The following is a 23,724-nucleotide window of genomic DNA, read 5'->3' on the forward strand; positions in this document are numbered from 1 at the left end:
GTCAACGGTCATGCCCCGGCTATTTCGGCCAGATAGGCGTCGGCATAGTCGATCGCGATTTCGCACCACAACAGCTTGTGGTCGGACATCTGATGCCGACGGTAGTAGCGCCGGAAATAGTCGACCTGACGATCGCGTGGGCGCAAATTGCCGTCGCCGTCGACCGCAATACGCTCCGGCTTCAGGTGATCGATGTAGAAGGCCGCATCCTCGTCGCGATACACGTGCCCGAGCATGTCGAACACGCCCGAATTGCGCACTGCAAAGCCGGGATGCGCGGCCTTGACCGCGATCTGGTCGTAATGATGGTCATTGCCCAGATTGGTGGTGTGCAGCGCGGTCGGCACGGTGAATCCCGCAGCCTCCAGCGCCTGCATCGTCTCGTGCGCGGGCGAGACGATGTTGAAATCGCCGAGCAGGATATAGTTTGCGTCGCGCCCGGCATCTTCGGGACGGACCCAGCCGTCCTCCCGCGCGCGGCGGACGGCGGCGCGCGCCTCGTCCGCCTGCCGGTCGGCAAGGAAGCGGGCGATCTGTGCGATCTCCGCACGGCGCTGCGCCATTTCCGGCGAGCCTTCGCGTGCGTCGCCGTAGAAGATGTGGACGGTGCAGAGCTTGAACTTGAGCCAGCCGGCGCGGAACGCGACGGTGAACGGCGTGCGCGCGAACTGGACATGGCGGGTGACGCCGTCGGCGCCGGGCGCGGCGATCTCCTGACCCTCGGGCAAGACGATCTCGCCGGTTTCGCGAGCAAAATGCACCTTGCCCCGGCGATAGAGAAAGGCCAGCCGCTCGTGATTGCCCGGCCCCCCTTCACGCGAGGTGCCGCCCGCCGTGTCGGTGACCAGATAGTCCCAGTCGGTGCCGAGATGATCGTTGACCAGCGTGTCGAGCGCGGTCAGGTCGCGATTGACCTCCTGCACCGCGACCAGATCGAAATGGTCGATGATCTCGGCGATGTAGAGCATCGATTCGGGCGTGCGACGATACCCGCCGCCATTGCCGAAATGCATCAGGTTCCAGGTGGCGAGCCGCAGGCTGCGCTCGCTCGTCCCCTGCGTTATCTCGCGCTGCAGCGCCGCCTTGAGCGCGGCCAGCCGTTCGGCAACGAAGCGGCGGTGGAGCGGATCGGTAAAGCGCCAGCGCAGCGAATGGATCATCGTCATCGGCCATCCCCCCGAGCGCGATCATGCGCGCGGGAGGTGACGCGGCGATGACCGCGGGCGTCAGGCGGCCTTGCGCAGCTCGAGCCGTTCCCAGATTTCGACCAGCGCGTCGGTCAGCTCGCGCATCATCTCCGGCGTGTGGCTCGGCCCGGGGGTGAAACGCAGCCGTTCGGTGCCGCGCGGCACGGTCGGGTAATTGATCGGCTGGACGTAGACGCCGTATTCGGCGAGCAGGATGTCGCTGATCCGCTTGGCGCGGACCGGGTCGCCGACCATCAGCGGCACGATGTGCGTCGTCGTCGCCATGACCGGCAGGCCCGCTGCGGCCAGCATCGCCTTCAGCGTCGCCGCCGCCGCCTGTTGCCCGTCGCGCTCCACGCTCGACGCCTTCAGGTGGCGCACGCTCGCCAGCGCGCCGGCGACGAGCACCGGCGACAGCGAGGTCGTGAAGATGAAACCCGGCGCATAGCTGCGGATGACGTCGATGATGGTCTGGTCCGCCGTGATATAGCCGCCCATCACCCCGAATGCCTTGCCCAGCGTGCCCTCGATGATCGTCAGCCGGCCGGCGACGTCGTCGCGCTCCGAAATGCCGCCGCCGCGCGCGCCGTACATGCCGACGGCATGAACCTCGTCGAGATAGGTGAGCGCGTTATACTTGTCGGCAAGGTCGCAGATCGCCGCGATCGGCGCGACGTCGCCGTCCATCGAGTAGACGCTTTCGAACGCGATCAGCTTGGGCGCGGCGGGATCGGCCTCGGCCAGCAGCTCCTCGAGATGCGCGAGGTCGTTGTGGCGGAATACCCGCTTCTCGCAGCCCGAATTGCGGATGCCGGCGATCATGCTGGCATGGTTGAGGGCGTCCGAAAACACGATGCAGCCGGGCAGGATCTTTGCCAGCGTCGACAGCGTCGCTTCGTTCGAGACATAGCCCGACGTGAACAGCAGCGCCGCCTGCTTGCCGTGCAGGTCGGCCAGTTCGCGCTCAAGGTCGACATGATAATGCGTGTTGCCGCCGATATTGCGGGTCCCGCCCGATCCCGCGCCGACATTGTGCAGCGCCTCCTCCATCGCCGCGATGACGTCGGCGTGCTGGCCCATCGCCAGATAGTCGTTGGAGCACCACACCGTGATCGGCTTGGGGCCGTTATGGCCGGCGAAGCAGCGCGCGTTGGGAAAGGCACCCTTGTTGCGCAAAATGTCGATAAAGACGCGGTAGCGCCCCTCGGCGTGCAGCCGGTCGATCGCCTGGGTGAAGGCGCGCTGATAATCCATGACCGGTCCCACGTCCGCAATTCGTGTCATGCGCGCGTATCTAGACGCGACGCCCGCGTTTTTCCAGCCGCCAAAGGACCCGGTTGACAGGCGGACGAGATAGCGCATCTGACTGATATTGCGCAAAGTTTCGACATTGCTCTCGATCAAGGACGCGACCTGCGCGCTGTGCTACCCCCCCGATATCGCACTCCCTTCCCCGAGTCGCACGCATCGACGCGATCGATATTCGCCGCGCGCCAATGAAATGCAGGAGGCTGAGACATGGCTTCGTCCAACACCGAATATTATGCGCGCCGTGCGGAACAGGCGCGCTTGCTCGCCGATCGCGCCGCGGATCAATGTGCCCGTTCGGCGCATCTGACCATGGCGAAACGCTATGGCGAACTTGCCGCGCGCGATGCGCAGTCGGCGGCTGGGGAGACCGCGCCGACCAATTGAGCGCAGCACGCGCCGCCCGGCGATCAGAGCGTTTCGATCCGGGTCAGGCCATAGCCGGCCAAAGCGGGCTCAAGCCGCGCGGTCGCCGCGTCGCGTCGAGTGAATACGGCGACATTGGCGCGCGGCGACGCTGGCCACGCCTGGTCCACCGTCAGTGCCTGGACGCGTCGCGCGATCCCGGCTGATCCATCGACAAAATGCAGCGGGCGGGGGGCGGCGCGCTTCAGCTGCGCCTCGACCAGCGGAAAATGGGTGCAGGCGTTGACGACGACGTCGATCCGGTCGCCGCCGGGCTGGTCGAGCAGCCCGGCAAGCACGTCGGCATAGGCCGCGTAGGGGACGTCCTCGCCGCGCAGCACGGCCTCGGCCATCTCGACCAGCGCCGCCGAGCCGTGGCGCAGAACGCGGCAATCCGCGGCAAAGGCACGCGCGAGTTCGTCGACATAGGGCTGGCGCACTGTCGCCTCGGTACCGAGCACCCCGATCACGCGGGTGCGGCTGAGCGCGGCGGCGGGCTTGATCGCCGGCACGGTGCCGACCACGGGCAGGTCGAGCGCGGAACGGACGGCGGCGAGCGCGATCGTCGACGCGGTATTGCACGCGACCACGATCAGGCGCGGATCATAGCGTTCGGCCAGCCGGCCGAGCAGCGCGGGCACGCGCGCGGCAATGTCGGCCTCGCTTCGCGTGCCATAGGGAAATCCCGCCGAGTCGGCGGCATAGACGATTGGCGCCTGCGGCAGCAGCGATCGGGTGGCGGCGAGCACCGACAGACCGCCGATCCCCGAATCGAAGAACAGCAGCGGCCGGTCCGCCGGCGACAGCGTTTCGCGCGCGATCATCGGCGCGCCATGCGGCGGTTGCGCGCGCCAAATCAAGGCCGTATTCGATCGGTCGGAACCGGATAAGGGGTCGAGGGCACGGTGCCGACCGAAATTCTATGGCAGGCACCGGCGCTCGCGCTGCTGATCGGCTATCTGCTGGGATCCATCCCGTTCGGCGTGCTGCTCACCCGCGCGGCAGGTGCGGGCGACCTTCGCCAGATCGGATCGGGCAATATCGGCGCGACCAACGTCCTGCGCACCGGGCGCAAGGGGCTGGCCGCGGCCACGCTGGCGCTCGACGTCGCCAAGGGCTGGGCGGCGGTGGCGCTGGCCGATGCGATCGTGCCCGGCCACGCTCCGCTCGCCGCGGCGGCGGCATTCGTCGGACATTGCTACCCCGTGTGGCTGCGCTTCTTGGGTGGCAAGGGCGTCGCCACCCTGATGGGTGTGGTGCTGGCGCTGCACGCGCCCGCCGCGTTCGTCTATGCGGGGGTGTGGCTGGGCCTGCTGGCGGCGCTGCGCATTTCGTCGGTCGCGGGGCTTGCCGCGGCGTTTTCCGCCCCGGTTTCGCTGGCGTTAATGGGGCGCAGCGACCTGGTTCCGCTGTCGCTCGCGCTCGCGCTGATCGTCGGATGGAAGCATCGCGGCAACATCGCGCGCCTAGTCGCGGGCACGGAGCCGCGGGTGGGCGCAGGTCCGCGTGCCTGATCCGACCGGTCGGGCCGACCGGCTGCGGCTGATCCGCGCGCACGGCATCGGGCCCGTCACCTACGCCCAGCTGATCGCGCGGTTCGGCGATGCCGCGCGCGCGATCGAGGCGTTGCCCATGCTGGCCGCGCGCGGCGGCGGACGCCCGCCGACCCTCGCCGATCCGGCAATGATCGCGCGGGAGATCGCGACCGTCGACCGGCTCGGCGCGCGCCACGTCTTCATCGACGATCCCGACTATCCCGCGCTGCTCGCCGAGCTGGAGAGCGCGCCGCCGGTGCTGACCGTGCGCGGCGACACCGCGCTGCTGGCGCGGCCCGCCATCGCGCTGGTCGGTGCGCGCAACGCGTCGGCGGCGGGTTGCCGGTTCGCGCGCGAACTGGCGATCGGGTTGGGGCGACAGGGGGTGAGCGTCGTGTCGGGGCTGGCGCGCGGGGTCGATACCGCCGCGCATCAGGGATCGATCGACACCGGCACCGTGGCGGTCATCGCGTGCGGCATTGACCGCGTTTTCCCGCCGGAAAATGCCGCCCTGCAGGAGGATGTCGCCGGGCGCGGGCTGCTGCTGGCCGAACAGCCCCCGGGCACCGAGCCGCTGGCGCGCCATTTCCCCACCCGTAACCGCATCATCGCAGGCGCCACACAGGGCACCGTGGTGGTCGAGGCCGCCCCGCGATCGGGATCGCTGATCACCGCGCGGATCGCCGCGGACGCCGGCCGCGAGGTGATGGCGGTGCCCGGCTCGCCGCTCGATCCGCGCGCGCAGGGCTGCAATCTGCTGATCCGCGAGGGGGCGACCCTGGTCCAGTCGGTCGACGACATTCTGGAAGCGGTTCGGCCGATCGATCCCCGCGCGGTCCGCTCGCCGGAATCGACCTATCACCCCGCGCCGGTGACGGCCGATGTCGATGCCAGCGAACGCCGGCGCGTCACCGATCTGCTCGGTCCCGTGCCGGTCGCGGTCGACGAACTGATCCGTCAGGCCGCGATCGCCCCGGCCATCGTCCAGACGGTGCTGCTCGAGCTCGAGCTTGCCGGCCGGCTCGAACGCCATGCCGGGGCCCGGGTGAGCCTGGTCTGATCCGCGTCAGGCGCGCAGACGAATCGCGGAGGCCTGCAGCGCGAGCGGATACAGCAGCTCGTTTTCGCTGCGCATGCGCGCATGCAGCTGGTCGATCAGCTGCGCGGTCGCCTCCGCAAAGCCAGCGCGGTCGCGCATGATCGCTTCTTCGTGCCAGTGCGCGCCATAGCCCAGCCAGTCGACCGCCGCGCCTTCGAAGCGGCGGATCGCGTCGTGCGCCGCGCGGGCATCGGGGTCGTCGTTGCAGGCGAGCAGTCGCGGATAGATGTCGCGATCGCCATTGGCGAGGTGGGGGATCACCGCTTCGAGCAGCCCGTCGACCGCGTCGCGCAGCTGGTGCGGTCGCTGGTGGGGATCCACCGCCGCGTCGGCAAGCGCCGTCGCCAGCGCAACGATGCGCCGGTGATCGCCGATCAGCCGTTCAAGCGAGTGGTGAGACAAGGACAGGTGTCACCTCGAAACGTAGCTGTCACGATCTAGCCGCAAGACCCTTAACAAACCGTCCGCACCGCGCCATGAGCGGCGCCGCGTCATCGGGCGGGCAACGCCGCTTGACGCCACCGCGTGCCGCTCTCCATCCTCGCGCGTACACGTAAGGAACCGTCGCACCCCATGCAGCTTGTCATCGTCGAATCGCCCGCCAAGGCGAAAACCATCGAGAAATATCTGGGCAAGGACTATCGCGTGCTCGCCTCCTACGGGCACGTCCGCGATTTGCCGCCCAAGGACGGATCGGTGAACCCCGATGAAGATTTCGCGATGGCGTGGGAAACCTATGCCGACAAGTCGAAGCAGCTGAAGGCGATCACCGACGAGGCGAAGAAGGCCGACCGGCTGATCCTGGCCACCGACCCCGACCGCGAGGGCGAGGCGATTTCGTGGCACGTTCAGGAAGTGCTGAAGCACCGCAAGGCGTTGCCGGGCGAGGTCGAGCGCGTCACCTTCAATGCGATCACCAAGGCGGCGGTGCTGCAGGCGATGGCCCAGCCGCGCCAGCTCGATACCGACCTGATCGATGCCTATCGGGCGCGGCGCGCGCTCGATTATCTGGTCGGTTTCACCTTGTCGCCGGTGTTGTGGCGCAAGCTGCCCGGCGCCAAGTCGGCGGGGCGCGTGCAGTCGGTCGCGCTGCGCCTGATCGTCGAGCGCGAGCGCGAGATCGAGGGGTTCCGGCCGCAGGAATATTGGTCGGTCATCGCCGAGTTCGAACAGGACGGCACGCCGTTCCAGGCGCGGCTGGTGCGCTTTGACGGCACCAAGCTCGACCGGCTTTCGATCGGCGACGAAGGCACCGCCCTGCGCGCCAAGGCCGCGGTCGAAGCAGGGCGTTTTAGCGTTGCGTCGGTCGAAACCAAGCCTGCGACGCGCAACCCGCCGCCGCCGTTCACCACCTCGACCCTGCAACAGGAAGCCGCGCGCAAGCTCGGCTTTTCCGCCAGCCACACGATGCGCATCGCCCAGGGCCTCTACGAGGACGGTGCGATCACTTATATGCGCACCGACGGCGTCCAGATGGACGGCAGCGCCATCGACGCGGCGCGCCGCGCGATCGCCCAGCGCTATGACGGCGGTTATGTCCCGGACAAGCCGCGCCAGTACCAGACCAAGGCGAAGAACGCGCAGGAAGCGCACGAAGCGATCCGGCCGACCGATTTCAGCCGCGACCGGATGGGATCGGGCGATCATGCGCGGCTGTATGAGCTGATCTGGAAGCGCGCGCTGGCCAGCCAGATGGCATCGGCGCGGCTGGAACGTACCACCGTCGAACTGGAGGAGGGCACCGGCCGCCACGCGCTGCGCGCGACTGGCCAGGTGGTGCTCTTTCCCGGCTTCATGGCGCTGTACGAGGAAGGCCGGGATGAGGAGGGTGACGAGGATTCACGCCGCCTGCCGCTGATCCGCGAGGGCGACGCCCCCGCGCGCAAGAACGTGACCGCCGAGCAGCATTTCACCCAGCCGCCGCCGCGCTTTTCCGAAGCGTCGCTGGTCAAGCGGCTGGAGGAACTGGGCATCGGCCGCCCGTCGACCTATGCCTCGATCATTCAGGTGCTCAAGGACCGCGCCTATGTGCGCGTCGAGAAGAACCGCTTCTTTGCCGAGGAGTCGGGCCGGCTGCTGACCGCGTTTCTCGAGCGATTCTTCGAGAAATATGTGAGCTACGACTTCACCGCCGGCCTGGAGGAGGAGCTGGACGACGTGTCCGGTGGCCGGGCGGCGTGGCAGGCGGTGCTCGACGCCTTCTGGCGCGATTTCAAGCCGCGCACCGCCGAGGTGATGGAACAGAAGCCCTCCGACATCACCGCGGCGCTCGACCAGTTTCTCGAGCCATATCTGTTCCCACCCAAGGCCGACGGGTCAGACCCGAGGCTGTGCCCCAATTGCGGTGCGGGTCGGCTGGCGCTGCGCGGCGGCCGGTTCGGCGCCTTCGTTGCCTGCTCGAACTATCCCGAATGCAAGTATACCCGCCGCTTCGCCCAGGGCGGCGGCGAGGCGGGCGAGGACACCGGGCCCGAGGTGCTGGGTCAGGATCCCGAAACCGGGCTCGACGTCTCGCGACGGTCGGGGCGCTTCGGCCCCTATCTGCAACTGGGCGACGGCAAGGACGCCAAGCGCGCGTCGATCCCCAAGGATGTGCCCGAACCTGATCTGGAATGGGCGCTCAAGCTGTTGTCGCTGCCGCGCACCGTCGGCCTGCATCCGGAGAGCGGCGAGCCGATCACCGCGGCAATCGGCCGCTATGGGCCTTATCTGGCGCATAACGGCAAATATGCGCGGCTGACCTCGACGATAGAGGTGTTCGATACCGGCATGAACGCGGCGGTCGTCAAGCTAGCGGAAGCCGCCGCCGGGGGCGGCCGGCCCCAGCGCGGGGCAGCGCGCGAACCGCTGCGCAGCTTTGGCGCGCATCCGGTTTCGGGCGCGGAAATCAAGCTGATGGAGGGGCGCTATGGCGCCTATCTGACCGACGGCACGACCAATGCGACGCTGCCCAAATCGGCGGACAAGGACGCGCTCACGCCCGAGGAGGCGGTGGCGCTGATCGATGCGAAGGCCGCAGCGGCTCCGGCCAAGGGCAGGAAGAAGGCGGCGTCCAAGAAGCCGGCGGGGTCCAGCAAGGCCCCGCCGAAGAAAGCGGCTGCGAAGAAAGCGGTGACGAAGAGCTGACCGCGCCGGGCGATGCGTCGCTTGGGCGGGGCCAGCGGATCATGTCACGCCGCCTTGAGGGTGGTCATCTGAAGCCAGGCGCGTGCCTGCTTCTGCGCCAGCGCGATTTCACGTGCGGTCATTTCATCGGCCACTTCGGCGCGGCAGAGCTGAGCCCGCGTGTCCCCGGTCATCGCGGCGAGATTGAACCATTTATGCGCTTCGATCAGGTCGATGCCGACCCCGCCCGATCCGCTCGAATAAACCATGCCGAGATCGAAATAGGCGTCGGTGTCGCCGCGCGCGGCGTCCTCCAGACGGCTTTCGATCAGAAACCGCGCACTCTTCAGACTGTTGGCCATGATGCCCCCATCCCCTTCTTTGCCAGGGGAAGGATTGCCGTCACAGTTTCAACAAATGGTTAACGCGATTAACCAGAAGTGATCGGGGCCACCGCGACATTGTCGAGCAGCCGCGTGCCGCCCATTCGCGCGGCGGCGAGCAGGCGCATCGGGCGTGCCGCGTCGAACGCGCCCAGCGTCACCGCGTCGACCAGCTCGACATAATCGACCTCGAACCCGGCCTGGGTCAGGGTATCGCGTGCCTGGGCGAGCGCCGCTGCCACTTCGCCGCCGCGTTCGATCGTGCGGGCGGCGACGCCGAGCGCGCGGGGCAGCGCGACCGCCTGAGCGCGGTGGTCCTCCGCCAGATAGATGTTGCGCGAAGACCGGGCCAGGCCATCGTCCTCGCGCTGGGTCGGCACGCCGATGATGTCGATGGGCAGGTCGAGATCGGCGACCATGCGGCGGATCACCGCCAGCTGCTGGTAATCCTTTTCCCCGAACAGCGCGACGTCGGGGCGCACCTGGTTGAATAGTTTGGCGACAACGGTGGCGACCCCGTCGAAATGGCCCGGGCGCTGATCGGCCTCCAGCCCCTCGCTCACCCCGGTCATCGTGACGCGGGTAGCAAAGCCCGCCGGATACATCACCTCGACCGACGGCAGCCAGAGCAGATCGGCCTTGGCGTCGGCCAGCATCCGCGCGTCCGCCTGTTCCCGGCGGGGATAGCGCGACAGGTCCTCGCCCGCCCCGAACTGCATCGGATTGACGAAGATCGACACGACCACCCGGTCGGCTGCACGCCGCGCCGCCTCGACCAGCGCCAGATGTCCTTCGTGCAGTGCACCCATGGTCGGAACCAGCGCCACACGCTCCCCGGCCGTCCGGAACGCGGCGGTCGCGTCGCGCAAAGCGGGCAGGTCACGGATGGTTTGCACGGGCGTCGGGCCTCCGATAAGGACTTTCGAGGGGCGGCCTTCTATGGGCGGCGTGGCAGCGGATCAACAAAGGATTTCCGGGGTTGGGCGAAGTTTCGAGCGGCGGTTTGGCGACGGGGCTCGGGCGGATGCACGTCATCGTGTTCGCCAATGAAAAGGGCGGCACCGGCAAGTCGACCACGGCGGTTCACGTGGCCATTGCGCTCGCTGCCAAGGGGCATCGCGTCGCCGCATTCGACCTGGATCACCGCCAGCGCACGCTGGGCCGCTATCTCGACAACCGCGCCGCGACGATCAAGCGGACCGGTCGCGCGCTGCCGATGCCCGAACATTTGACCCATGACGGCGAAAGCCTGGCCTTCTTCACCGAGGCGATCGACACGCTCAGCCGCAACGCCGATTATCTGGTCATCGACACGCCGGGCCGCGACGATCGTTTCGCGCGCATCGCGGTGACCAACGCCGACACGTTGGTGACGCCGATGAACGACAGCTTTGTCGACCTCGACCTGATCGGCCAGGTCGATCCCGACACGTTCAAGGTGACGCGGCCGAGCTTCTACTCCGAACAGATCTGGGAATCGCGCAAGCACCGCGCCAAGGCGGACGGATCGACGATCGACTGGGTGGTGCTGCGCAACCGCATGCAGCACATCGAGGCGCGCAACATGAAGCGCGTGGCGAGCGCGATCGAGCAGCTCGCCAAGCGCGTCGGCTTTCGCGTCATCTCGGGCCTGTCGGAGCGCGTCATCTATCGCGAGCTGTTTCCCCAGGGGCTGACCATGCTCGATTCGCGCGAATTCGGGGAGATGGCGCTCGCGCATGTCGCCGCGCGCCAGGAACTGCGCGAGATGATGGCCGGCCTTGCGCTGCCCGAAACGACGCTGCCGATGTTCGCCTGATGGCCAAGCTGGTGCTGGTGGCGGCGGTGGCCGCCGCGATCTGGTGGTTTTTCCTGCGCAAGCCGCCGCGGCCGGCCCTGCCCGAGGAAGCCGAGGCGCGCGAAATCCTGGGCGTCGGGCGCAATGCCGACGCGGACGAGATCCGCGCCGCACACCGCCGGCTGGTCCAGGCGGTCCATCCCGACCGCGGCGGATCGGAAGCGTTGACCCGACGGATCAATGCGGCACGTGACGTGTTGTTGAGACGCCTGCGCCATTGAGTTTTGTCGCCGGCTCGCCGAAGAGGCGCGCGTCACTCAGGGAGGCCCGCATGACCCATCGTTTCGACCCCACTTCGCTCCGAGAATACGACATTCGCGGCGTCGTCGGAAAAACCCTGGGAGAGGATGACGCGCGCGCGATCGGGCGCGGATTCGCCACGCTGTTGCGCCGCGCGGGTGGCACGCGGGTGGCGGTTGGACGGGACGGGCGCGCATCGTCGCCGGTGCTCGAGGCCGCACTGATCGACGGGCTGACGTCGAGCGGGGTCGACGTCGTCCGCGTGGGGCTCGGCCCGACGCCGATGCTCTATTACGCCGAAGCCACGCTAGAAGTGGATGGCGGCATCCAGATAACCGGCAGCCATAATCCCGCCGATTACAATGGCTTCAAGATGGTGTTTCAGCACCGCCCGTTTTTCGGCGCGGACATCCAGACGCTGGGCCGCATGGCCGCCGACGGCGACTGGGAGGACGGCAGCGGCACCGTCACCGACGTCGACATCATGGACGATTATGTCGGCCGGCTGATGGCCGGCTATGCCGGGGGCAGCTACCGGATCGGCTGGGACGCGGGCAACGGCGTGTCCGGCCCGGTGATCGAGCGGCTGGTCAAGCTGCTGCCCGGCGAGCACCACCTGCTCTACACCGATGTCGACGGCAATTTCCCCAACCATCATCCCGATCCCACCGAGGAAAAGAATCTGGCCGATCTGAAGCGGCTGGTCGCGGAAAAGCAGCTCGATTTCGGACTGGCGTTCGACGGCGACGGCGACCGGATCGGCGCGATCGACGGCGAAGGCCGGGTGATCTGGGGCGATCAGCTTCTGTCCATTCTGGCCGAGCCGGTGCTGCGCGAGGTGCCCGGCGCGACGATCATCGCCGATGTGAAGGCTAGCCAGGCACTGTACGACCGCATCGCCGAGCTGGGGGGCAACCCGGTGATGTGGAAGACCGGCCACAGCCTGATCAAGACCAAGATGAAGGAAACCGGCGCGCCGCTGGCGGGCGAGATGAGCGGCCACATCTTTTTCGCGCACGACTATTACGGCTTCGACGATGCGCAATATGCCGCCGTGCGCCTGATCCGCGCCGTCCACATGATCGGCAAGTCGATGACCCAGCTGCGCAGCGAGATGCCCGCGATGGTCAACACGCCCGAGATGCGTTTCCAGGTCGACGAGAGCCGCAAGTTCGCGATCGTCGACGAAGTGCTCGCGCGGCTGAAGGACGAAGGCGCGCAGGTCAACGACACCGACGGCGCCCGGGTCAACACCCCCGACGGCTGGTGGCTTTTGCGCGCGTCCAACACCCAGGATGTGCTGGTCGCGCGCGCGGAATCGCTCGATCAGGCCGGGCTGGACCGGCTGGTGGCGATGATCGACGCGCAACTGGCCGCAAGCGGGGTCGAGCGGGGGCCGCAAGCGGGGCACTGAAAACGATCCCGCGTCGGAGGGGTAGCGCCTCCGGCCGATCGCGCCCACATAGCGGCGATGCCCGCGCCCCAGATCGTCCGTGTCATCGACCTTGAAACCACCGGGGCGGCACCGCCGACCCACGCGGTGTGCGAAATCGGCTGGCAGGACGTGGCGCTCGGTTCGGACGGACGCTGGGCACTGACGGGCGAGGGCGGATCGACGCTGGTCAATCCCGGCCGGCCGATCCCGCCGGTGACGATGGCGGTGCATCACATCCTGGACGAACATGTCGCGGACGCGCCGTGGTGGCACGACGTCGCACGCCCGATCCTCGACCCGTGGCCCCGCCGCGTGGCGCTGGCGGCGCATCGCGCGTCGTTCGAGGCGCAATTCTGCACGCCTGCGCTCACCCACGGCGCGGACTGGATCTGCACCTGGAAATGCGCGCTCAGGCTGTGGCCCGAATCGCCGGGCTTCTCAAACCAGATGCTGCGCTATTGGCGGCGCCCGGAGGGGATGGAGCACGAACGCGGCCTGCCCGCACACCGCGCCTTTCCCGATGCCTATGTCACCGCTTTCCATCTGCGCGACATGCTCAACCTGGCCAGCGTCGAGCAGCTGATCGCCTGGTCGAAGGTGCCGGGGCTGCTGCCGCGCGTGCGCTACGGCCCCTATCGCGGGCGCGAATGGAGCGAGATCGACGACGACGCCCTCGCCGCGTTTCTGACGGATCGTGACGAGGACATCCGCTTCACCGCCGAGCATGAATATGCGCGTCGCCAGGGTGGTGGCGCGATCGGCCGCGAGTCGCGCCAGCAGCAGCTCCTGTAGGTTACGCCAAGGCCACCACTGGCAAAAAAGCGGGCGCCGACACCGTCGACGCCCAGGTTGCCAGTTGCACGCTGGAAGAGGTCAGTATTTGATGCGCTCGGCCTTCACCTTGTAGGGGCTGAGCTTCACCTGGACGCTGTCGGGGCCGGCCAGGTGCCCCGCGCCGACCGCGATGAACACGGTGCCGGGCTTTTCAAGGCGCGTGTTGATCCAGCTTGCCCAGCGTTCGTTGCGGTCGTTCAGAATGGCCTTCGACACTTCCGGCGATTCGCGCAGCGCGTCGTTGATGATGGTGCCCAATGCTTCCGCATCCCCCGCCGCCCAGGTATTGACCAGGTTTTCGGTAAACGTAGCGATTTCGGGCAGCTGCTCGACGGTCGCGTTCAGCAATTCGATCTGCGCCGCTTCCGGCAGCGAGTCGAAGAAGCCGAGCTGTTCGTCGAGCGTTTCGAGACCAACGACGGGCTTGTTCGCTTGCTTGGCAGCCGCCGAGATGACCATTTCGGCCCCGGCGTTGGGCTGATAGCCGCTCTTCATCGTCGAGACCATCGACAAGGTGGTCGCCGCGAACCATGGGTCGACGCGATCCAGCCCGGCGGCCGGGATTCCCAATGACGCCAGCGCCTTGACGAACGCTTCCCGCTTGTCAGCAGGGATTTTCTCGGTCAGCGACGGGCCCGTCGGGTTCACCGCCCGGGCTGCCACAGCCTGCTGCGCTTCCTGTTCGGTCGGCATGACGAGTTCGAGCACGACCTCGTCGCTCTTGTCGAATGAGGTCTTCACCGCCTCGTCGAACCAGCTCAGCCCCGGCTTCAGCACATGGACGGTGCCGAACAGGTAGATGGTGGTGTCCTCGTCCTTGACCACCCACAGCGCCGGGTCGGCATCGACCGTGGCCGGGGCGGCCGGGGCGGTCGCCGCCGACTGCGCCTGGGGCGCGGGCTGGGCGGCGGAGGGCGGGAAGTAGGCGAGCGTCATCGCCGCGCCGACATAGAGGATTGTCCGCAACATTTTGTTTCTCCGGTCAAAAGAGGTTGGTTTGGGTCAGTTCAGGGTCGAAACTTCTTCCAGCCATAGGCTGCCATCAACACGAAGTAGAGCACTACGAAGATAATTTCATGGCTCGGCTCGGGGACGAGCCCGCCTTTCCAGAGCAGGAACCAGATCGGGTAGCCGACCAGGTAGACGTTGAACGCCATCATCATCGCCCAGCTGTTGTCGCGGCGTTCGAATTCGTCGACGGCCTTGAAATACCGCCACGTCCCGACCGTGCAGGTCAAAAGGAAGACCAGCGACGCGATGATCGCCCATGCTGCCGGAATGCCTTCAAGGAATTCACCGTCCTCGCGTTCGAAATGGGCGCTCAGAAAACCGATGACGAAGCCGCTGGCCGCAAGCGTGCCGATGATGACGAAGATTCGCCGACGCCGCGCCTTCAACGCCGCCTCACCCGCGCCCTTCGGCAGATCGGCGGGATTAGCCATGATCATTTCCTTCCCCGTCATCGAAAATCTCCTCGATCCTGAGATCGAACAATCGGCCGATCTTGAACGCCAGCGGCAGCGAGGGATCGTATTTGCCCGTTTCGATCGCGTTCACCGCCTGGCGCGACACGCCCAGGCGGCCGCCAAGCTCCGCCTGGCTCCAGTCCCGCTCGGCACGCAATACCTTGAGACGGTTTTTCATGAACACTCCGGCGATCCTTCCCGACTGTCACTATCGCATGACGTTATGTCATGCAACGCTGACTAAATGACACCGTCATCTGACTATGTCAAGTCTCCATGACCAAAGGTCGCCCGACCATGACATCATGTCAGGGCCGCGTGACGCTAATTGTATCGGATTGCTCCGGTTTTCCGCGCATTTGGTCACTGCGCGGCGGGTCATGCTAGAGAGCGTTCGGTCAGCGATTTTCGCGCAATGATCGGGGAGAAGAGCAAGGTGCCCAGCGAATCGTTCAAGTTCACCGGCGCCGCCGGCCATGCCCTGGCAGCGCGACTCGAACGGCCGATCGGCCCGATTCGCGCGGTCGCGGTGTTCGCGCACTGTTTCACCTGCACAATGCAGAGCCACGCCGCGACCCGCCTGACCGCCGCGCTGGCACGCACCGGAATCGCGACGCTGCGATTCGACTTCACCGGCTTGGGGGGCAGCGACGGCGATTTCGGCAATGCCGGTTTTGCCGCCGACGTCGCCGACATCATCGCGGCGGCGGATCACCTGCGCGCGACGATCGAGGCGCCCTCGATCCTGATCGGCCACAGTCTGGGCGGTGCCGCGGTGCTCGCAGCCGCGGCGGGCGTGCCGGAAGCCAAGGCGGTCGTGACGATCGGCGCGCCGTTCGATGCCGCGCATGTGCTGCATCAGATCGATGGCGACTGGGATCGGATCGAGCGCGAGGGTGAGGGCGACGTCCGCATCGCCAGCCGCCCGTTCAAGGTCAGCCGCAACTTCCTCCACGCGGTCCAGGGCGTGGAGCCGGAGCGGCGCATCGCGGCGCTCGGCCGCGCGCTGCTGGTGCTCCACGCGCCGCGCGATGCGACCGTCGGGATCGAGAATGCGCGCCTCATCTATGACGCGGCCAGGCATCCCAAGAGCTTCGTGTCGCTCGACGACGCCGACCACCTGCTGACGCGGCTGGCCGATGCCGAATATGCCGCCAACCTGATCGCGGCCTGGGTGGCGCGCTATCTGCCGCCGCTCGCCACTCCGGTGCTGGACGAGGGCGCGGTGCGCGTGTCGAACGGTGCGGGCAAGTGGGGCACCCTGATCGAGGCGGGCGCGCATCGCTGGATCGCCGACGAGCCGCGCAAGCTCGCCGGCGAGGACGCGGGGCCGAGCCCCTATGACCTGCTGCTCGCGTCGCTGGGCGCGTGCACGTCGATGACGCTCAAATTCTATGCCGAGCGCGAGGGCATCGCGCTGGACAAGGTGACGGTGATGCTCAGCCATAACCGCAACCACGCGCAGGATTGCGATCATTGCGAGGAGGGCGGGACCCGGATCGAGGCAATCGACCGTACCGTTTCGCTGACCGGCGACCTGAGTGCCGAAGATCGTGCACGGCTGATGGTCATCGCGGACAAATGCCCGGTCCACAAGACATTGACCGGCGACCTGCATATTCACACGCGCGCCGCCGAACCCGGCGAATAGTCGCGAAAGCGAAACGAAATGCATGCACGTTCCGAACAGGTTCAACCGGAGCAGCAGGAGCTCGAGTGATGGCGGTTTTCCGCAACCTCAAAAATCACGGTCAAAAGATCATCAAGTTCAAGCAGGGCAAGGTGCTCGATAACGAGCTGGCATTCTGGGAAAACGTCAATGCTTCCCTGACCGGTGACGGCGCGTTCAATTACGGCAAGGGCGTCTGCGCCGCGATTTCGCTCAGGTTCATCGGCGAACTGCTGGGTAACCGGTTGCTGATGGACTTGGACAACTTTTCCTTCAATCGCGATGAGGGTGTATCATCGAAAAACACGCACAACGAAGGCCTCTACAACGAGGCCGTCCGGTTCCAGTCGGCCTATGTGAAGCGGTTTGAGACGGTGGGAAACCGCGACGCCGTTGCTGAAATGGCGAACCGCATGGGCCTGGAGGTTGCGGTCATGGGCAGGGACCTGATGTCGTTCGATTCAAGCCTGGTCGATTTCGCCACCTATTGGAGTGGCAAGGTCACCGATAGCGTCGCCGCCTATCTCTCCTACAATTTCAAGACCGCGGCGAACGAGCCGGGCTCGCACGCCATCGCGATCGGACGCCGGTTCGGCAAGATCTACATCTTCGATTCAAACATCGGCGGATACCATGTCGTTCCGGCCAATGTTGAGGCGTTCATGACCACCTATGTACAGGCTTACGCGGCCTATTGGACGATCGGCGCGGACGGGTTGTTCGCGCTGCCGTTGAAGAAGACGGCCTGAGCGCAGGCGGCTAGAGCGGTGCGGGCTGACAGCCGAGCAGCGGGTCGAAGCGGACCGAACGGCTGGCGATCAGGGGTACCGACGCGGTGACGGTGCGGGTGCGCGGATTTTCGGCCAGGCGGATCGGCTCCATGCCGGGTTCGAAATCCTTGCGGCAATCGGTCAGGCTGCGATTGCCGATATAGCGGCACGCGCAGGCGACCCGCGCGCCATAGCCGACGCCCAGTGCCAGCTGCGGCTGCATCGCGCGAATGTAAAGCCACAGCCCGACGCCGGTCAGCGCCACCACCGCCAGCGTTCCCCAGATCGCGATGCGCCTTGCCATCATCGCTGCCGAGCCTAGGCTGGCGCGATGCGATTGCAAGCGATCCTCGCGCTGGGCCTGGCGCTCGCGCTGCCGGCAGCATCGGCCGTGTCGCGAGACGCGCCGGCTTCCGCACCGGCCATGTTCGACACGCTGTTCAATCCCACGCTGGCGGAAACCCGCGCGGCGATACTGATCGTCGACGGGCGCGTGGTCGCGCGTCGTTATGCGCCCGGTTATTCGGACGCCAACCGCTTCATCAGCTGGTCGATGGCCAAGACGGTCACGGCGATGCTGATCGGGGAACTGGTCGCCGATGGCCGGCTGAAGCTCGATGCACCCGCACCGATTGCCGAGTGGCGGCGGCCCGGCGATCCGCGCGGCGCGATCACCTTGCGTCACCTGCTCAACATGGCGTCGGGGCTGCGCCACGTCGAAGTCGGCGAACCGATCGAGGCGTCGGACACGAACCAGGTGCTGTTCGTCGGCGGGACGCAGGACATGGCGGCGCGCGCGATCGCCGCCCCGCTCGCCGATCCGCCGGGCAAGCGCTTTCGCTACAGCTCGCTCACCTCGATCATCCTGGCGGAGATCATCACGAGGACGCTGACCGACAGCCGCGATCCCCGCGTGCGCGCAAAGGCCTATCGCGACTTTGCCGAACAGCGGCTGTTCGCACCCGCCGCGATGCGTCGCGTGTTCCTCGAGTTCGACGGTGCCGGCACGCAGGTCGGCGGATCGATCCTGCACATGCCGCTCGACGACTGGGCGCGCTTTGGCCGGCTGCTGCTCGACGGACGCGGTGCCGACGGCCGCCAGGTGATCGCGCCCGAATGGCTGGCGTTCATGAAATCGCCGTCGCCTGCCGATCCCATCTATGGCGGCCAGACCTGGCGCAATGTGTCCGGTGGTGAGGAGACGCTGTTCCCCGGCAAGGGTCCGCCAGGAACGGTCAGCGCAATCGGCCATCTGGGCCAATATGTCGTCGCGGCGTCCGCCCCTGTCGCGCCGGGTGGCCCGACGCGGACGATGATCCTGGTGCGCCTCGGCAAGACCCAGGACGATCAGCTGCCGCCGCTGCGTGCCCGGCTGGGGGACATCACCGCGGCGGTCTTCGCGCACCAGGGCCCTTTGCCCTGACGTCGGACTGGCTCGATTGAACCCTGTCCCAAGGGTGGATCAGAGCAGGAAGCTGCCCTCGATCACCGACACGCACCCGCCCCCTAACATGACACGGTCGCCGGCATCGGTACAGGCGATCCGCCCGCCGCGCGTGCTCGCCTGAAAGGCGGTGAATTGCGCGCGACCGAGCCGCTTTGCCCAATAGGGGGTCAGCACCGCATGCGCTGCGCCCGTCACCGGGTCCTCGTCGATCCCGGCACCCGGCGCAAACACCCGGCTCATCACGTCGCTGTCGGTGCCCGGTGCGGTGGCGATGACCAGCACGTCGCCATGGGTGGCCAGCGCGCGGAAATCGGGCGTCAGCGCCATTACCTGGTCGGCATGGTCGAAGACGATCAGGCTGTTGCCCGCATCGTGCCACAGCGTGTCGCGGACCGCACCCGCATCGACGCCCAGCGCCGCGACGATGTGCGGCAAGGCGCGCGGGGCGGGCGTCCATGCGGGCAGTGCCATCGCATAGCCATCGCCGTCGCGCCGCACCTCCAGGATGCCGGCCCGGCGGGTCCGGAACCGGACCCGGTCGCGCGCCTGGTCGAGCCCGAGCACGACATGGCCCGACGCCAGCGTCGCATGGCCGCACATGATGACCTCGGTCGTCGGGGTGAACCAGCGCAGCTCGAAATCGGCGTCGCCGTCGCCATCCGGCATATAGAAGGCGGTTTCCGACAGGTTGTTTTCGGCCGCGATCGCCTGAAGCACTTCGTCGTCGAGCCATTGGTCGAGCGGCATGACCGCAGCCGGGTTGCCGGCAAAGGCGCGATCGGCAAATGCGTCGACCTGGAAAAAGCGCAGTCGGGTCATCATGGCTCCTTGGGCAGGCGGGCGAGTTCGTCGGCTTCGATCAGGTCGTTGCCGGGATGATCCACCTGCCCCTCGGGGTCGATATGGATCAGGATCTCGGTATTGGGAAACGCTTCCGACAACTGGCGCTCCAGCGCCTCGACCACGTCATGTGCCCGGGCGACCGTCATGTCGGGGTCCATCCACATGTGGAACTGCACGAAATCGCGCGCGCCGCTGGTGCGGGTGCGCAGGTCGTGGAGGTTGCGCAGCTCGGGGTGGCGGCTGGCGACTTCGACGAAGCGCCGCCGCTTCTCGTCCGGCCATTCGCGGTCCATCAGCTGGTTGATCGCCGCGACCGATGCGCGCCACGCGCCGAACAACAGCCACAGCCCGATCGCCACGCCGAACATCGGGTCGATGCCACGCCATCCAAGCCCGCGCTCGAGCGTCAGCGCGGCGATGACCGACAGGTTGAGCCACAGGTCGGATTCGTAATGCAGCCGGTCGGTGCCGATCGCGAGTGACCCCGTCGCGGCGACGACCCGGCGCTGATAGCGGGTCAGCAGCAGCGTGACGACGATCGCCACCGCCGACGCGCCGATGCCGATTTCGGCATGCGCGGTCGCCGCGCCGGCCGAAAAGCGCCGCAGTGCCTGAATCAGGATCGCGATCGCCGACGCGGTGATGATCGCGACCTGGAACAGCGCGGCCAGCGCCTCCGCCTTGCCGTGGCCGAAACGGTGGTCGGCATCCGCCGGGCGCGCCGCCATGTGCACGCCGAACAGCGTCACGAGCGAGGCGACGAGGTCGAGCAGCGAATCGGCGAGCGAGCCAAGCATCGCCACCGACCCGGTTTCGATCGCGGCGGCAAGCTTGATCGCGCCAAGCAGGATCGCGGTCGCCACGCTCGCCAGCGCCGCGTTGCGGGTCAGCCGGGCCAGGGCGGCGGCGTCGGTCATGGAAACAGCATCGTCATGCGCCACGCATTGCCGGCATCGCGGGTGAACACGTGGCGCTCGTGCAGGCGATGGTCGCGATCGGTCCAGAATTCGATCCGTTCGGGCGTCAGGACATAGCCGCCCCAGTGCGGCGGGCGGGGCACGTCGCCCCCGGCGAAGCGCGCTTCCACGGCGGCCAGCTTCGCCTCGAACGTTTCACGGCGGTCGAGCGTGCGCGACTGGTCTGACGCCCAGGCGCCAAGCCGGGATTCGCGCGGCCGGGTCGCGAAATACGCGTCCGACGTCGCGTCGTCGGCCATTTGCACCGATCCTTCGATGCGCACCTGGCGGCGCAGCGTTTTCCAGTGGAACAGCAGCGCCGCATGTCCCGTCGCCGCGAGCTCGCCCGCCTTGCGGCTCTCGCGATTGGTGTAGAAGACGAAGCCGTCGGGCCCATGTCCCTTCAACAACACCATGCGGACCGAGGGGCGCCCCACGCCGTCGGTCGTCGCCAGTGCCATCGCATTCGGATCATTGGGTTCGCTGGCGCTGGCTTCGGCCAGCCAGGCGTCGAACCGCGCAAGGGGATCGGCATCGTTCATCCGGGCGATCTAGGCCCCCGTCCGAAGGCTGTCGAGACACGTGCCACACCGGCGTTTCGATTTGCATGCGCCGCGGTGCGCAACGCGGTTGCGCTGTCATGGCCTTTGTGGTCACGTCACCCGGCCCGGTCGCCCGGCGGGGCGACACCGGGATTGAAGGCGCCACTCATGGACTGCGATGGCTAGCGCATCGGCGACACCCCCTGAATCAAGCGACAATGCGCGCGCATGGGAACGCGCCTATTGCGCCGCCGATTCGGGCGTGGATGCCCTGTGCGCCGCAACCGGCGCGTCGCGCGCGGCCTGGTCGACGATGATCGAGGAACTGGCCGGCGCGGCGCCCACGCTGGATCAGGCACGCGAGCGGGCGCAGCGCCACGCCGACGATATCGGCACCGGCTACCGCATTCCCGGCGAGCGCGAGGAGCGGCCCTGGCCGCTGTCGCCGGTGCCGCTGATGATCGATCGCGACGATTGGCGGCAGGTCGAAGCCGGCATCGTCGAGCGCGCGGAGCTGATGGAAACCGTGCTGGCCGACCTGTATGGCCCGGCGACGCTGATGGCCGATGGCGCGCTGCCCGCGGCGCTTGCCACCGGCAGCCCCTATTTCCTGCGTGCGATGGCGGGAATGTCGCCGCCGGGCGGCCGCCACCTGCATTTCTACGCCGCCGATCTGGCGCGCGATCCCGATGGCGGCTGGCGCGTGCTGGCTGATCATCTGCGCTCGCCGGCGGGTGCCGGCTATGCGCTCGAAAACCGGCTGGCGATCGCGCGGACGATCAGCGGGCTGCAGCTTCGCCTCAACATCGAGCGCCACGCACCCTTTTTCGCGGCGATGCGCGAGGGGCTGGCCGCGTCGTGCCGTCGCACCGATCCGCGCATCGGGCTGCTGACTCCCGGCCGGTTCAACCCGAGCTATGCCGAACAGGCGCATCTGGCGCGCTATCTCGGCTTCCTCCTGGTCGAAGGTGCCGATCTCGCCGCGATCGACGGCAAGGTCTATGTCCGCACCATTGCCGGGCTGAAGCGCATCGATGCGCTGTGGCGGCGGATCGATCCCCAGTTCCTCGACCCGCTGGTGTTCGATTCCGCCTCGCAGATCGGGGTCGCCGGCCTGGTCGACGCCATGGCGGCGGGCAATGTCGTCATCGCCAATGCCCCCGGCGTCGGCGTGCTCGAAGCACCGGCCTTCATGGCCTTTCTGCCCCAGCTTGCCCGGCGCATGCTTGGCCGCCCGCTCACTCTGCCCAATATCGCGACCTGGTGGTGCGGCGATCCGGCCGCGGCGGATGATATGCTCGCCCATCTTGACGAGCGGTTGATCGGGCCGGCCTTTGGCCCCGCGCCGCTCGGCCTGCCGGGTGCGGAGCCGGTGATGGGCGCATCGCTCGGCCGTTCCGAGCGCGCGGCGCTGGCCGCTGACCTGAAGCGCCGGCCCCAGGATTATGCGGGGCGGGAGGTCGTACGGCTGTCGACGATGCCGGTGGTGATCGAAGGTGCGCTGGCGGCGCGGCCGTTCACGCTGCGGGTGTTCGCTGCGCGCGGTGCCGACGGGCAATGGGTGGTGATGCCCGGCGGTCTGGCGCGGATCGGCACCGGGCCCGACACGCGCGCGGCGGTGATGGGGGAGGGCAGCTGGTCGGCCGATGTCTGCGTCCATGGCCCCGATCCGGTGCCGGCCATCTCGCTATTGCCGACGGCGGGCGCCATCGAGATCCGCCGCAACCCCGGCACGCTGCCCAGCCGGGTCGCCGACAACCTGTTCTGGCTCGGCCGCTATCTGGAGCGTGGCGAGGCATTGCTCGGCGTCATCCGCGTCCTGCTCGGCCATTCGATCAGCGCGGACACCGGTGCCGCACTCGCGGCGGACACCGTCACGCGGCTCGTCGACCTGATCCGTGCCGCCGGCGCCGCGCCCGCCCCGCCGACCCGGTCGCGCACCGACCTCGCCGAGTTTGCCGAAGCGGCATTGGACGGGCATCGCGGCTGGTATGGCGTGCGCGCGATCATCGGCCAGGCGCGCACCATCGGATCGGTGTCGCGCGAGCGCTTGTCGGCGGACATGATCCGCCTGCTCGACGCGCCCTTTCCCCAGGGCGGCACGCTGCTCGACCGCGCGGGCTCGCTCCAGCGCCGCTACGCCGCGATGGCGGGGCTGGCCGCCGAACACATGGCGCGCACCGATGCGTGGCGTTTCCACGACCTCGGCCGCCGGATCGAGCGCGCGGCGACGATCCTGCGCATCGTTAGCGCATTCATGGCGGAGGACGCGAGCGGCGACGACCTGTCGACGCTCCTCGACCTGGCCGACAGCCAGATCAGCTATCGCCAGCGCTATCTGGGCGCGATCGCGCGCCGTCCCATCCTCGATCTCGTGCTGCTCGATCCCGGCAACCCCCGCAGCCTGGCCTTCCAGACCGCGACGATCCTCGATCATCTCCGTCGCCTGCCCGTCCTGTCCGACCATGGGCTGGCCGAACCGCAACAGGCGCTGGCGGAGGCGTTGCAGGCCGCGGTGCAGATCGCGCGGGTCGAACAGATCGATGCCGGCACGCTCGACGACTGGGCGAACCAGGTCGGGCAGGTCTCGGACGCGATTGCGCGGCGCTATTTCCTGCATGGCGCGGAGCCTCTGCGCGCCGGCGGCCTGACGCTCGCCTGAC

At 67.6% G+C, this 23,724-nt stretch carries 25 protein-coding genes; 12 read left to right on the forward strand and 13 right to left on the reverse strand.

From position 1 onward, the window contains the following. Window positions 1-8: 8 nt before the first annotated feature. Complete coding sequence (locus AX676_RS14705; RefSeq protein ID WP_066483433.1) at window positions 9-1,166, reverse strand: endonuclease/exonuclease/phosphatase family protein; 1,158 nt, start codon at window positions 1,164-1,166, stop codon at window positions 9-11. A gap of 60 nt (window positions 1,167-1,226) precedes the next feature. Further along, a complete protein-coding gene (hemA, locus tag AX676_RS14710) occupies window positions 1,227-2,441 on the reverse strand; it encodes a 5-aminolevulinate synthase (RefSeq protein ID WP_156437868.1) in 1,215 nt (404 codons plus the stop codon). Between the two features lie 264 nt (window positions 2,442-2,705). Here hemA and AX676_RS17950 point away from each other — a divergent pair, with 264 nt between their 5' ends. Beyond that, the gene (locus tag AX676_RS17950) at window positions 2,706-2,882 is read left to right on the forward strand and encodes a hypothetical protein (RefSeq protein WP_156437861.1); all 177 of its coding nucleotides are present in this window, start codon (window positions 2,706-2,708) and stop codon (window positions 2,880-2,882) included. Between the two features lie 23 nt (window positions 2,883-2,905). On the opposite strand, the gene murI is transcribed toward AX676_RS17950, so the two are convergent. Further along, window positions 2,906-3,724: a glutamate racemase gene (gene murI, locus AX676_RS14715; RefSeq protein ID WP_066483706.1), complete on the reverse strand. Its 819-nt coding sequence runs from the start codon at window positions 3,722-3,724 to the stop codon at window positions 2,906-2,908. Between the two features lie 81 nt (window positions 3,725-3,805). Here murI and plsY point away from each other — a divergent pair, with 81 nt between their 5' ends. Then, window positions 3,806-4,414, forward strand: a complete 609-nt coding sequence (gene plsY / locus AX676_RS14720; RefSeq protein ID WP_066483436.1) for a glycerol-3-phosphate 1-O-acyltransferase PlsY — start codon at window positions 3,806-3,808, stop codon at window positions 4,412-4,414. Further along, entirely contained in the window at window positions 4,407-5,495 is a 1,089-nt protein-coding gene (gene dprA / locus AX676_RS14725) for a DNA-processing protein DprA (protein WP_066483439.1), read from the forward strand. Before plsY ends, dprA begins: the two co-directional genes overlap by 8 nt. 6 nt (window positions 5,496-5,501) lie before the next feature. On the opposite strand, the gene AX676_RS14730 is transcribed toward dprA, so the two are convergent. Continuing rightward, on the reverse strand, window positions 5,502-5,936 hold the full coding sequence (locus tag AX676_RS14730) for a hemerythrin domain-containing protein (protein ID WP_066483445.1): 435 nt from the start codon (window positions 5,934-5,936) through the stop codon (window positions 5,502-5,504). Window positions 5,937-6,107: 171 nt separating this feature from the next. Between AX676_RS14730 and topA the strand changes: the two genes are divergently transcribed. Further along, window positions 6,108-8,660 carry a type I DNA topoisomerase gene (gene topA, locus AX676_RS14735; protein WP_066483449.1) on the forward strand — a complete coding sequence of 851 codons (2,553 nt, stop codon included), beginning with the start codon at window positions 6,108-6,110 and terminating at the stop codon, window positions 8,658-8,660. A gap of 44 nt (window positions 8,661-8,704) precedes the next feature. Here the strand turns inward: topA and AX676_RS14740 are convergent, their stop codons facing one another. Both AX676_RS14740 and panC read right to left on the reverse strand, forming a co-directional pair. Then, the gene (locus AX676_RS14740) at window positions 8,705-9,001 is read right to left on the reverse strand and encodes a sel1 repeat family protein (protein ID WP_066483450.1); all 297 of its coding nucleotides are present in this window, start codon (window positions 8,999-9,001) and stop codon (window positions 8,705-8,707) included. 68 nt (window positions 9,002-9,069) lie between these two features. Further along, the gene (panC, locus tag AX676_RS14745; protein WP_066483453.1) at window positions 9,070-9,918 is read right to left on the reverse strand and encodes a pantoate--beta-alanine ligase; all 849 of its coding nucleotides are present in this window, start codon (window positions 9,916-9,918) and stop codon (window positions 9,070-9,072) included. Between the two features lie 128 nt (window positions 9,919-10,046). Here panC and AX676_RS14750 point away from each other — a divergent pair, with 128 nt between their 5' ends. From AX676_RS14750 to AX676_RS14765, 4 genes are read left to right on the forward strand one after another with little or no spacing between them, the layout of a single operon-like run. Continuing rightward, a complete protein-coding gene (locus AX676_RS14750) occupies window positions 10,047-10,820 on the forward strand; it encodes a division plane positioning ATPase MipZ (RefSeq protein ID WP_066483455.1) in 774 nt (257 codons plus the stop codon). After that, window positions 10,820-11,080, forward strand: coding sequence for a J domain-containing protein (locus tag AX676_RS14755; protein ID WP_066483458.1), 261 nt, complete (start codon window positions 10,820-10,822; stop codon window positions 11,078-11,080). The genes AX676_RS14750 and AX676_RS14755 overlap by 1 nt, the downstream gene beginning before the upstream one ends. Window positions 11,081-11,130: 50 nt before the next feature. Then, window positions 11,131-12,513, forward strand: a complete 1,383-nt coding sequence (pgmG, locus tag AX676_RS14760; RefSeq protein WP_066483460.1) for a phosphoglucomutase/phosphomannomutase PgmG — start codon at window positions 11,131-11,133, stop codon at window positions 12,511-12,513. 57 nt (window positions 12,514-12,570) lie between these two features. Further along, window positions 12,571-13,326, forward strand: a complete 756-nt coding sequence (locus tag AX676_RS14765) for an exonuclease domain-containing protein (protein WP_066483462.1) — start codon at window positions 12,571-12,573, stop codon at window positions 13,324-13,326. 81 nt (window positions 13,327-13,407) lie between these two features. On the opposite strand, the gene AX676_RS14770 is transcribed toward AX676_RS14765, so the two are convergent. From AX676_RS14770 to AX676_RS14780, 3 genes are read right to left on the reverse strand one after another with little or no spacing between them, the layout of a single operon-like run. Further along, a complete protein-coding gene (locus AX676_RS14770) occupies window positions 13,408-14,337 on the reverse strand; it encodes a TraB/GumN family protein (RefSeq protein ID WP_231726031.1) in 930 nt (309 codons plus the stop codon). A gap of 38 nt (window positions 14,338-14,375) precedes the next feature. After that, window positions 14,376-14,810: a hypothetical protein gene (locus tag AX676_RS14775; protein ID WP_066483464.1), complete on the reverse strand. Its 435-nt coding sequence runs from the start codon at window positions 14,808-14,810 to the stop codon at window positions 14,376-14,378. After that, a complete protein-coding gene (locus AX676_RS14780) occupies window positions 14,803-15,012 on the reverse strand; it encodes a helix-turn-helix transcriptional regulator (protein WP_066483466.1) in 210 nt (69 codons plus the stop codon). The genes AX676_RS14775 and AX676_RS14780 overlap by 8 nt, the downstream gene beginning before the upstream one ends. A gap of 258 nt (window positions 15,013-15,270) precedes the next feature. Here AX676_RS14780 and AX676_RS14785 point away from each other — a divergent pair, with 258 nt between their 5' ends. Both AX676_RS14785 and AX676_RS14790 read left to right on the forward strand, forming a co-directional pair. Beyond that, entirely contained in the window at window positions 15,271-16,485 is a 1,215-nt protein-coding gene (locus AX676_RS14785) for a bifunctional alpha/beta hydrolase/OsmC family protein (protein ID WP_231726032.1), read from the forward strand. 68 nt (window positions 16,486-16,553) lie between these two features. Further along, window positions 16,554-17,252 (forward strand): hypothetical protein, encoded by a 699-nt coding sequence (locus AX676_RS14790; RefSeq protein ID WP_066483471.1) that lies wholly within the window; start codon window positions 16,554-16,556, stop codon window positions 17,250-17,252. Window positions 17,253-17,262: 10 nt separating this feature from the next. Here the strand turns inward: AX676_RS14790 and AX676_RS14795 are convergent, their stop codons facing one another. Next, the gene (locus AX676_RS14795; RefSeq protein ID WP_066483473.1) at window positions 17,263-17,580 is read right to left on the reverse strand and encodes a hypothetical protein; all 318 of its coding nucleotides are present in this window, start codon (window positions 17,578-17,580) and stop codon (window positions 17,263-17,265) included. A gap of 24 nt (window positions 17,581-17,604) precedes the next feature. Between AX676_RS14795 and AX676_RS14800 the strand changes: the two genes are divergently transcribed. Further along, a complete protein-coding gene (locus tag AX676_RS14800; RefSeq protein WP_066483474.1) occupies window positions 17,605-18,696 on the forward strand; it encodes a serine hydrolase domain-containing protein in 1,092 nt (363 codons plus the stop codon). Between the two features lie 39 nt (window positions 18,697-18,735). Here AX676_RS14800 and AX676_RS14805 read toward each other — a convergent pair whose 3' ends face one another. The 3 genes from AX676_RS14805 to pdxH are packed head-to-tail and all read right to left on the reverse strand — an operon-like array spanning window position 18,736 to window position 21,061. Then, a complete protein-coding gene (locus AX676_RS14805) occupies window positions 18,736-19,539 on the reverse strand; it encodes a PhzF family phenazine biosynthesis protein (protein WP_066483711.1) in 804 nt (267 codons plus the stop codon). Then, window positions 19,539-20,480: a cation diffusion facilitator family transporter gene (locus AX676_RS14810; protein ID WP_066483475.1), complete on the reverse strand. Its 942-nt coding sequence runs from the start codon at window positions 20,478-20,480 to the stop codon at window positions 19,539-19,541. The genes AX676_RS14805 and AX676_RS14810 overlap by 1 nt, the downstream gene beginning before the upstream one ends. After that, entirely contained in the window at window positions 20,477-21,061 is a 585-nt protein-coding gene (gene pdxH / locus AX676_RS14815; protein WP_066483478.1) for a pyridoxamine 5'-phosphate oxidase, read from the reverse strand. Before pdxH ends, AX676_RS14810 begins: the two co-directional genes overlap by 4 nt. A 178-nt stretch (window positions 21,062-21,239) precedes the next feature. Between pdxH and AX676_RS14820 the strand changes: the two genes are divergently transcribed. After that, window positions 21,240-23,723, forward strand: coding sequence for a circularly permuted type 2 ATP-grasp protein (locus AX676_RS14820; protein ID WP_066483479.1), 2,484 nt, complete (start codon window positions 21,240-21,242; stop codon window positions 23,721-23,723). Window position 23,724: the final 1 nt, after the last annotated feature.

The sequence above is a fragment of the Sphingomonas sp. CCH21-G11 genome, assembly GCF_001555965.1.
In the GTDB taxonomy this organism is placed as follows: domain Bacteria; phylum Pseudomonadota; class Alphaproteobacteria; order Sphingomonadales; family Sphingomonadaceae; genus Sphingomonas.

What these genes read in the sequence shown, in the direction of transcription:
- AX676_RS14705 (WP_066483433.1), bottom strand. Translation starts at nt 1,166, where the DNA reads ATGACGATGATCCATTCGCTGCGCTGGCGCTTTACCGATCCGCTCCAC.
- hemA (WP_156437868.1), bottom strand. Translation starts at nt 2,441, where the DNA reads ATGGATTATCAGCGCGCCTTCACCCAGGCGATCGACCGGCTGCACGCC.
- AX676_RS17950 (WP_156437861.1), top strand. Translation starts at nt 2,706, where the DNA reads ATGGCTTCGTCCAACACCGAATATTATGCGCGCCGTGCGGAACAGGCG.
- murI (WP_066483706.1), bottom strand. Translation starts at nt 3,724, where the DNA reads ATGATCGCGCGCGAAACGCTGTCGCCGGCGGACCGGCCGCTGCTGTTC.
- topA (WP_066483449.1), top strand. Translation starts at nt 6,108, where the DNA reads ATGCAGCTTGTCATCGTCGAATCGCCCGCCAAGGCGAAAACCATCGAG.
- AX676_RS14740 (WP_066483450.1), bottom strand. Translation starts at nt 9,001, where the DNA reads ATGGCCAACAGTCTGAAGAGTGCGCGGTTTCTGATCGAAAGCCGTCTG.
- AX676_RS14750 (WP_066483455.1), top strand. Translation starts at nt 10,047, where the DNA reads ATGCACGTCATCGTGTTCGCCAATGAAAAGGGCGGCACCGGCAAGTCG.
- AX676_RS14755 (WP_066483458.1), top strand. Translation starts at nt 10,820, where the DNA reads ATGGCCAAGCTGGTGCTGGTGGCGGCGGTGGCCGCCGCGATCTGGTGG.
- pgmG (WP_066483460.1), top strand. Translation starts at nt 11,131, where the DNA reads ATGACCCATCGTTTCGACCCCACTTCGCTCCGAGAATACGACATTCGC.
- AX676_RS14765 (WP_066483462.1), top strand. Translation starts at nt 12,571, where the DNA reads ATGCCCGCGCCCCAGATCGTCCGTGTCATCGACCTTGAAACCACCGGG.
- AX676_RS14770 (WP_231726031.1), bottom strand. Translation starts at nt 14,337, where the DNA reads ATGTTGCGGACAATCCTCTATGTCGGCGCGGCGATGACGCTCGCCTAC.
- AX676_RS14775 (WP_066483464.1), bottom strand. Translation starts at nt 14,810, where the DNA reads ATGGCTAATCCCGCCGATCTGCCGAAGGGCGCGGGTGAGGCGGCGTTG.
- AX676_RS14780 (WP_066483466.1), bottom strand. Translation starts at nt 15,012, where the DNA reads ATGAAAAACCGTCTCAAGGTATTGCGTGCCGAGCGGGACTGGAGCCAG.
- AX676_RS14790 (WP_066483471.1), top strand. Translation starts at nt 16,554, where the DNA reads ATGGCGGTTTTCCGCAACCTCAAAAATCACGGTCAAAAGATCATCAAG.
- AX676_RS14795 (WP_066483473.1), bottom strand. Translation starts at nt 17,580, where the DNA reads ATGATGGCAAGGCGCATCGCGATCTGGGGAACGCTGGCGGTGGTGGCG.
- AX676_RS14800 (WP_066483474.1), top strand. Translation starts at nt 17,605, where the DNA reads ATGCGATTGCAAGCGATCCTCGCGCTGGGCCTGGCGCTCGCGCTGCCG.
- AX676_RS14805 (WP_066483711.1), bottom strand. Translation starts at nt 19,539, where the DNA reads ATGACCCGACTGCGCTTTTTCCAGGTCGACGCATTTGCCGATCGCGCC.
- AX676_RS14810 (WP_066483475.1), bottom strand. Translation starts at nt 20,480, where the DNA reads ATGACCGACGCCGCCGCCCTGGCCCGGCTGACCCGCAACGCGGCGCTG.
- pdxH (WP_066483478.1), bottom strand. Translation starts at nt 21,061, where the DNA reads ATGAACGATGCCGATCCCCTTGCGCGGTTCGACGCCTGGCTGGCCGAA.
- AX676_RS14820 (WP_066483479.1), top strand. Translation starts at nt 21,240, where the DNA reads ATGGCTAGCGCATCGGCGACACCCCCTGAATCAAGCGACAATGCGCGC.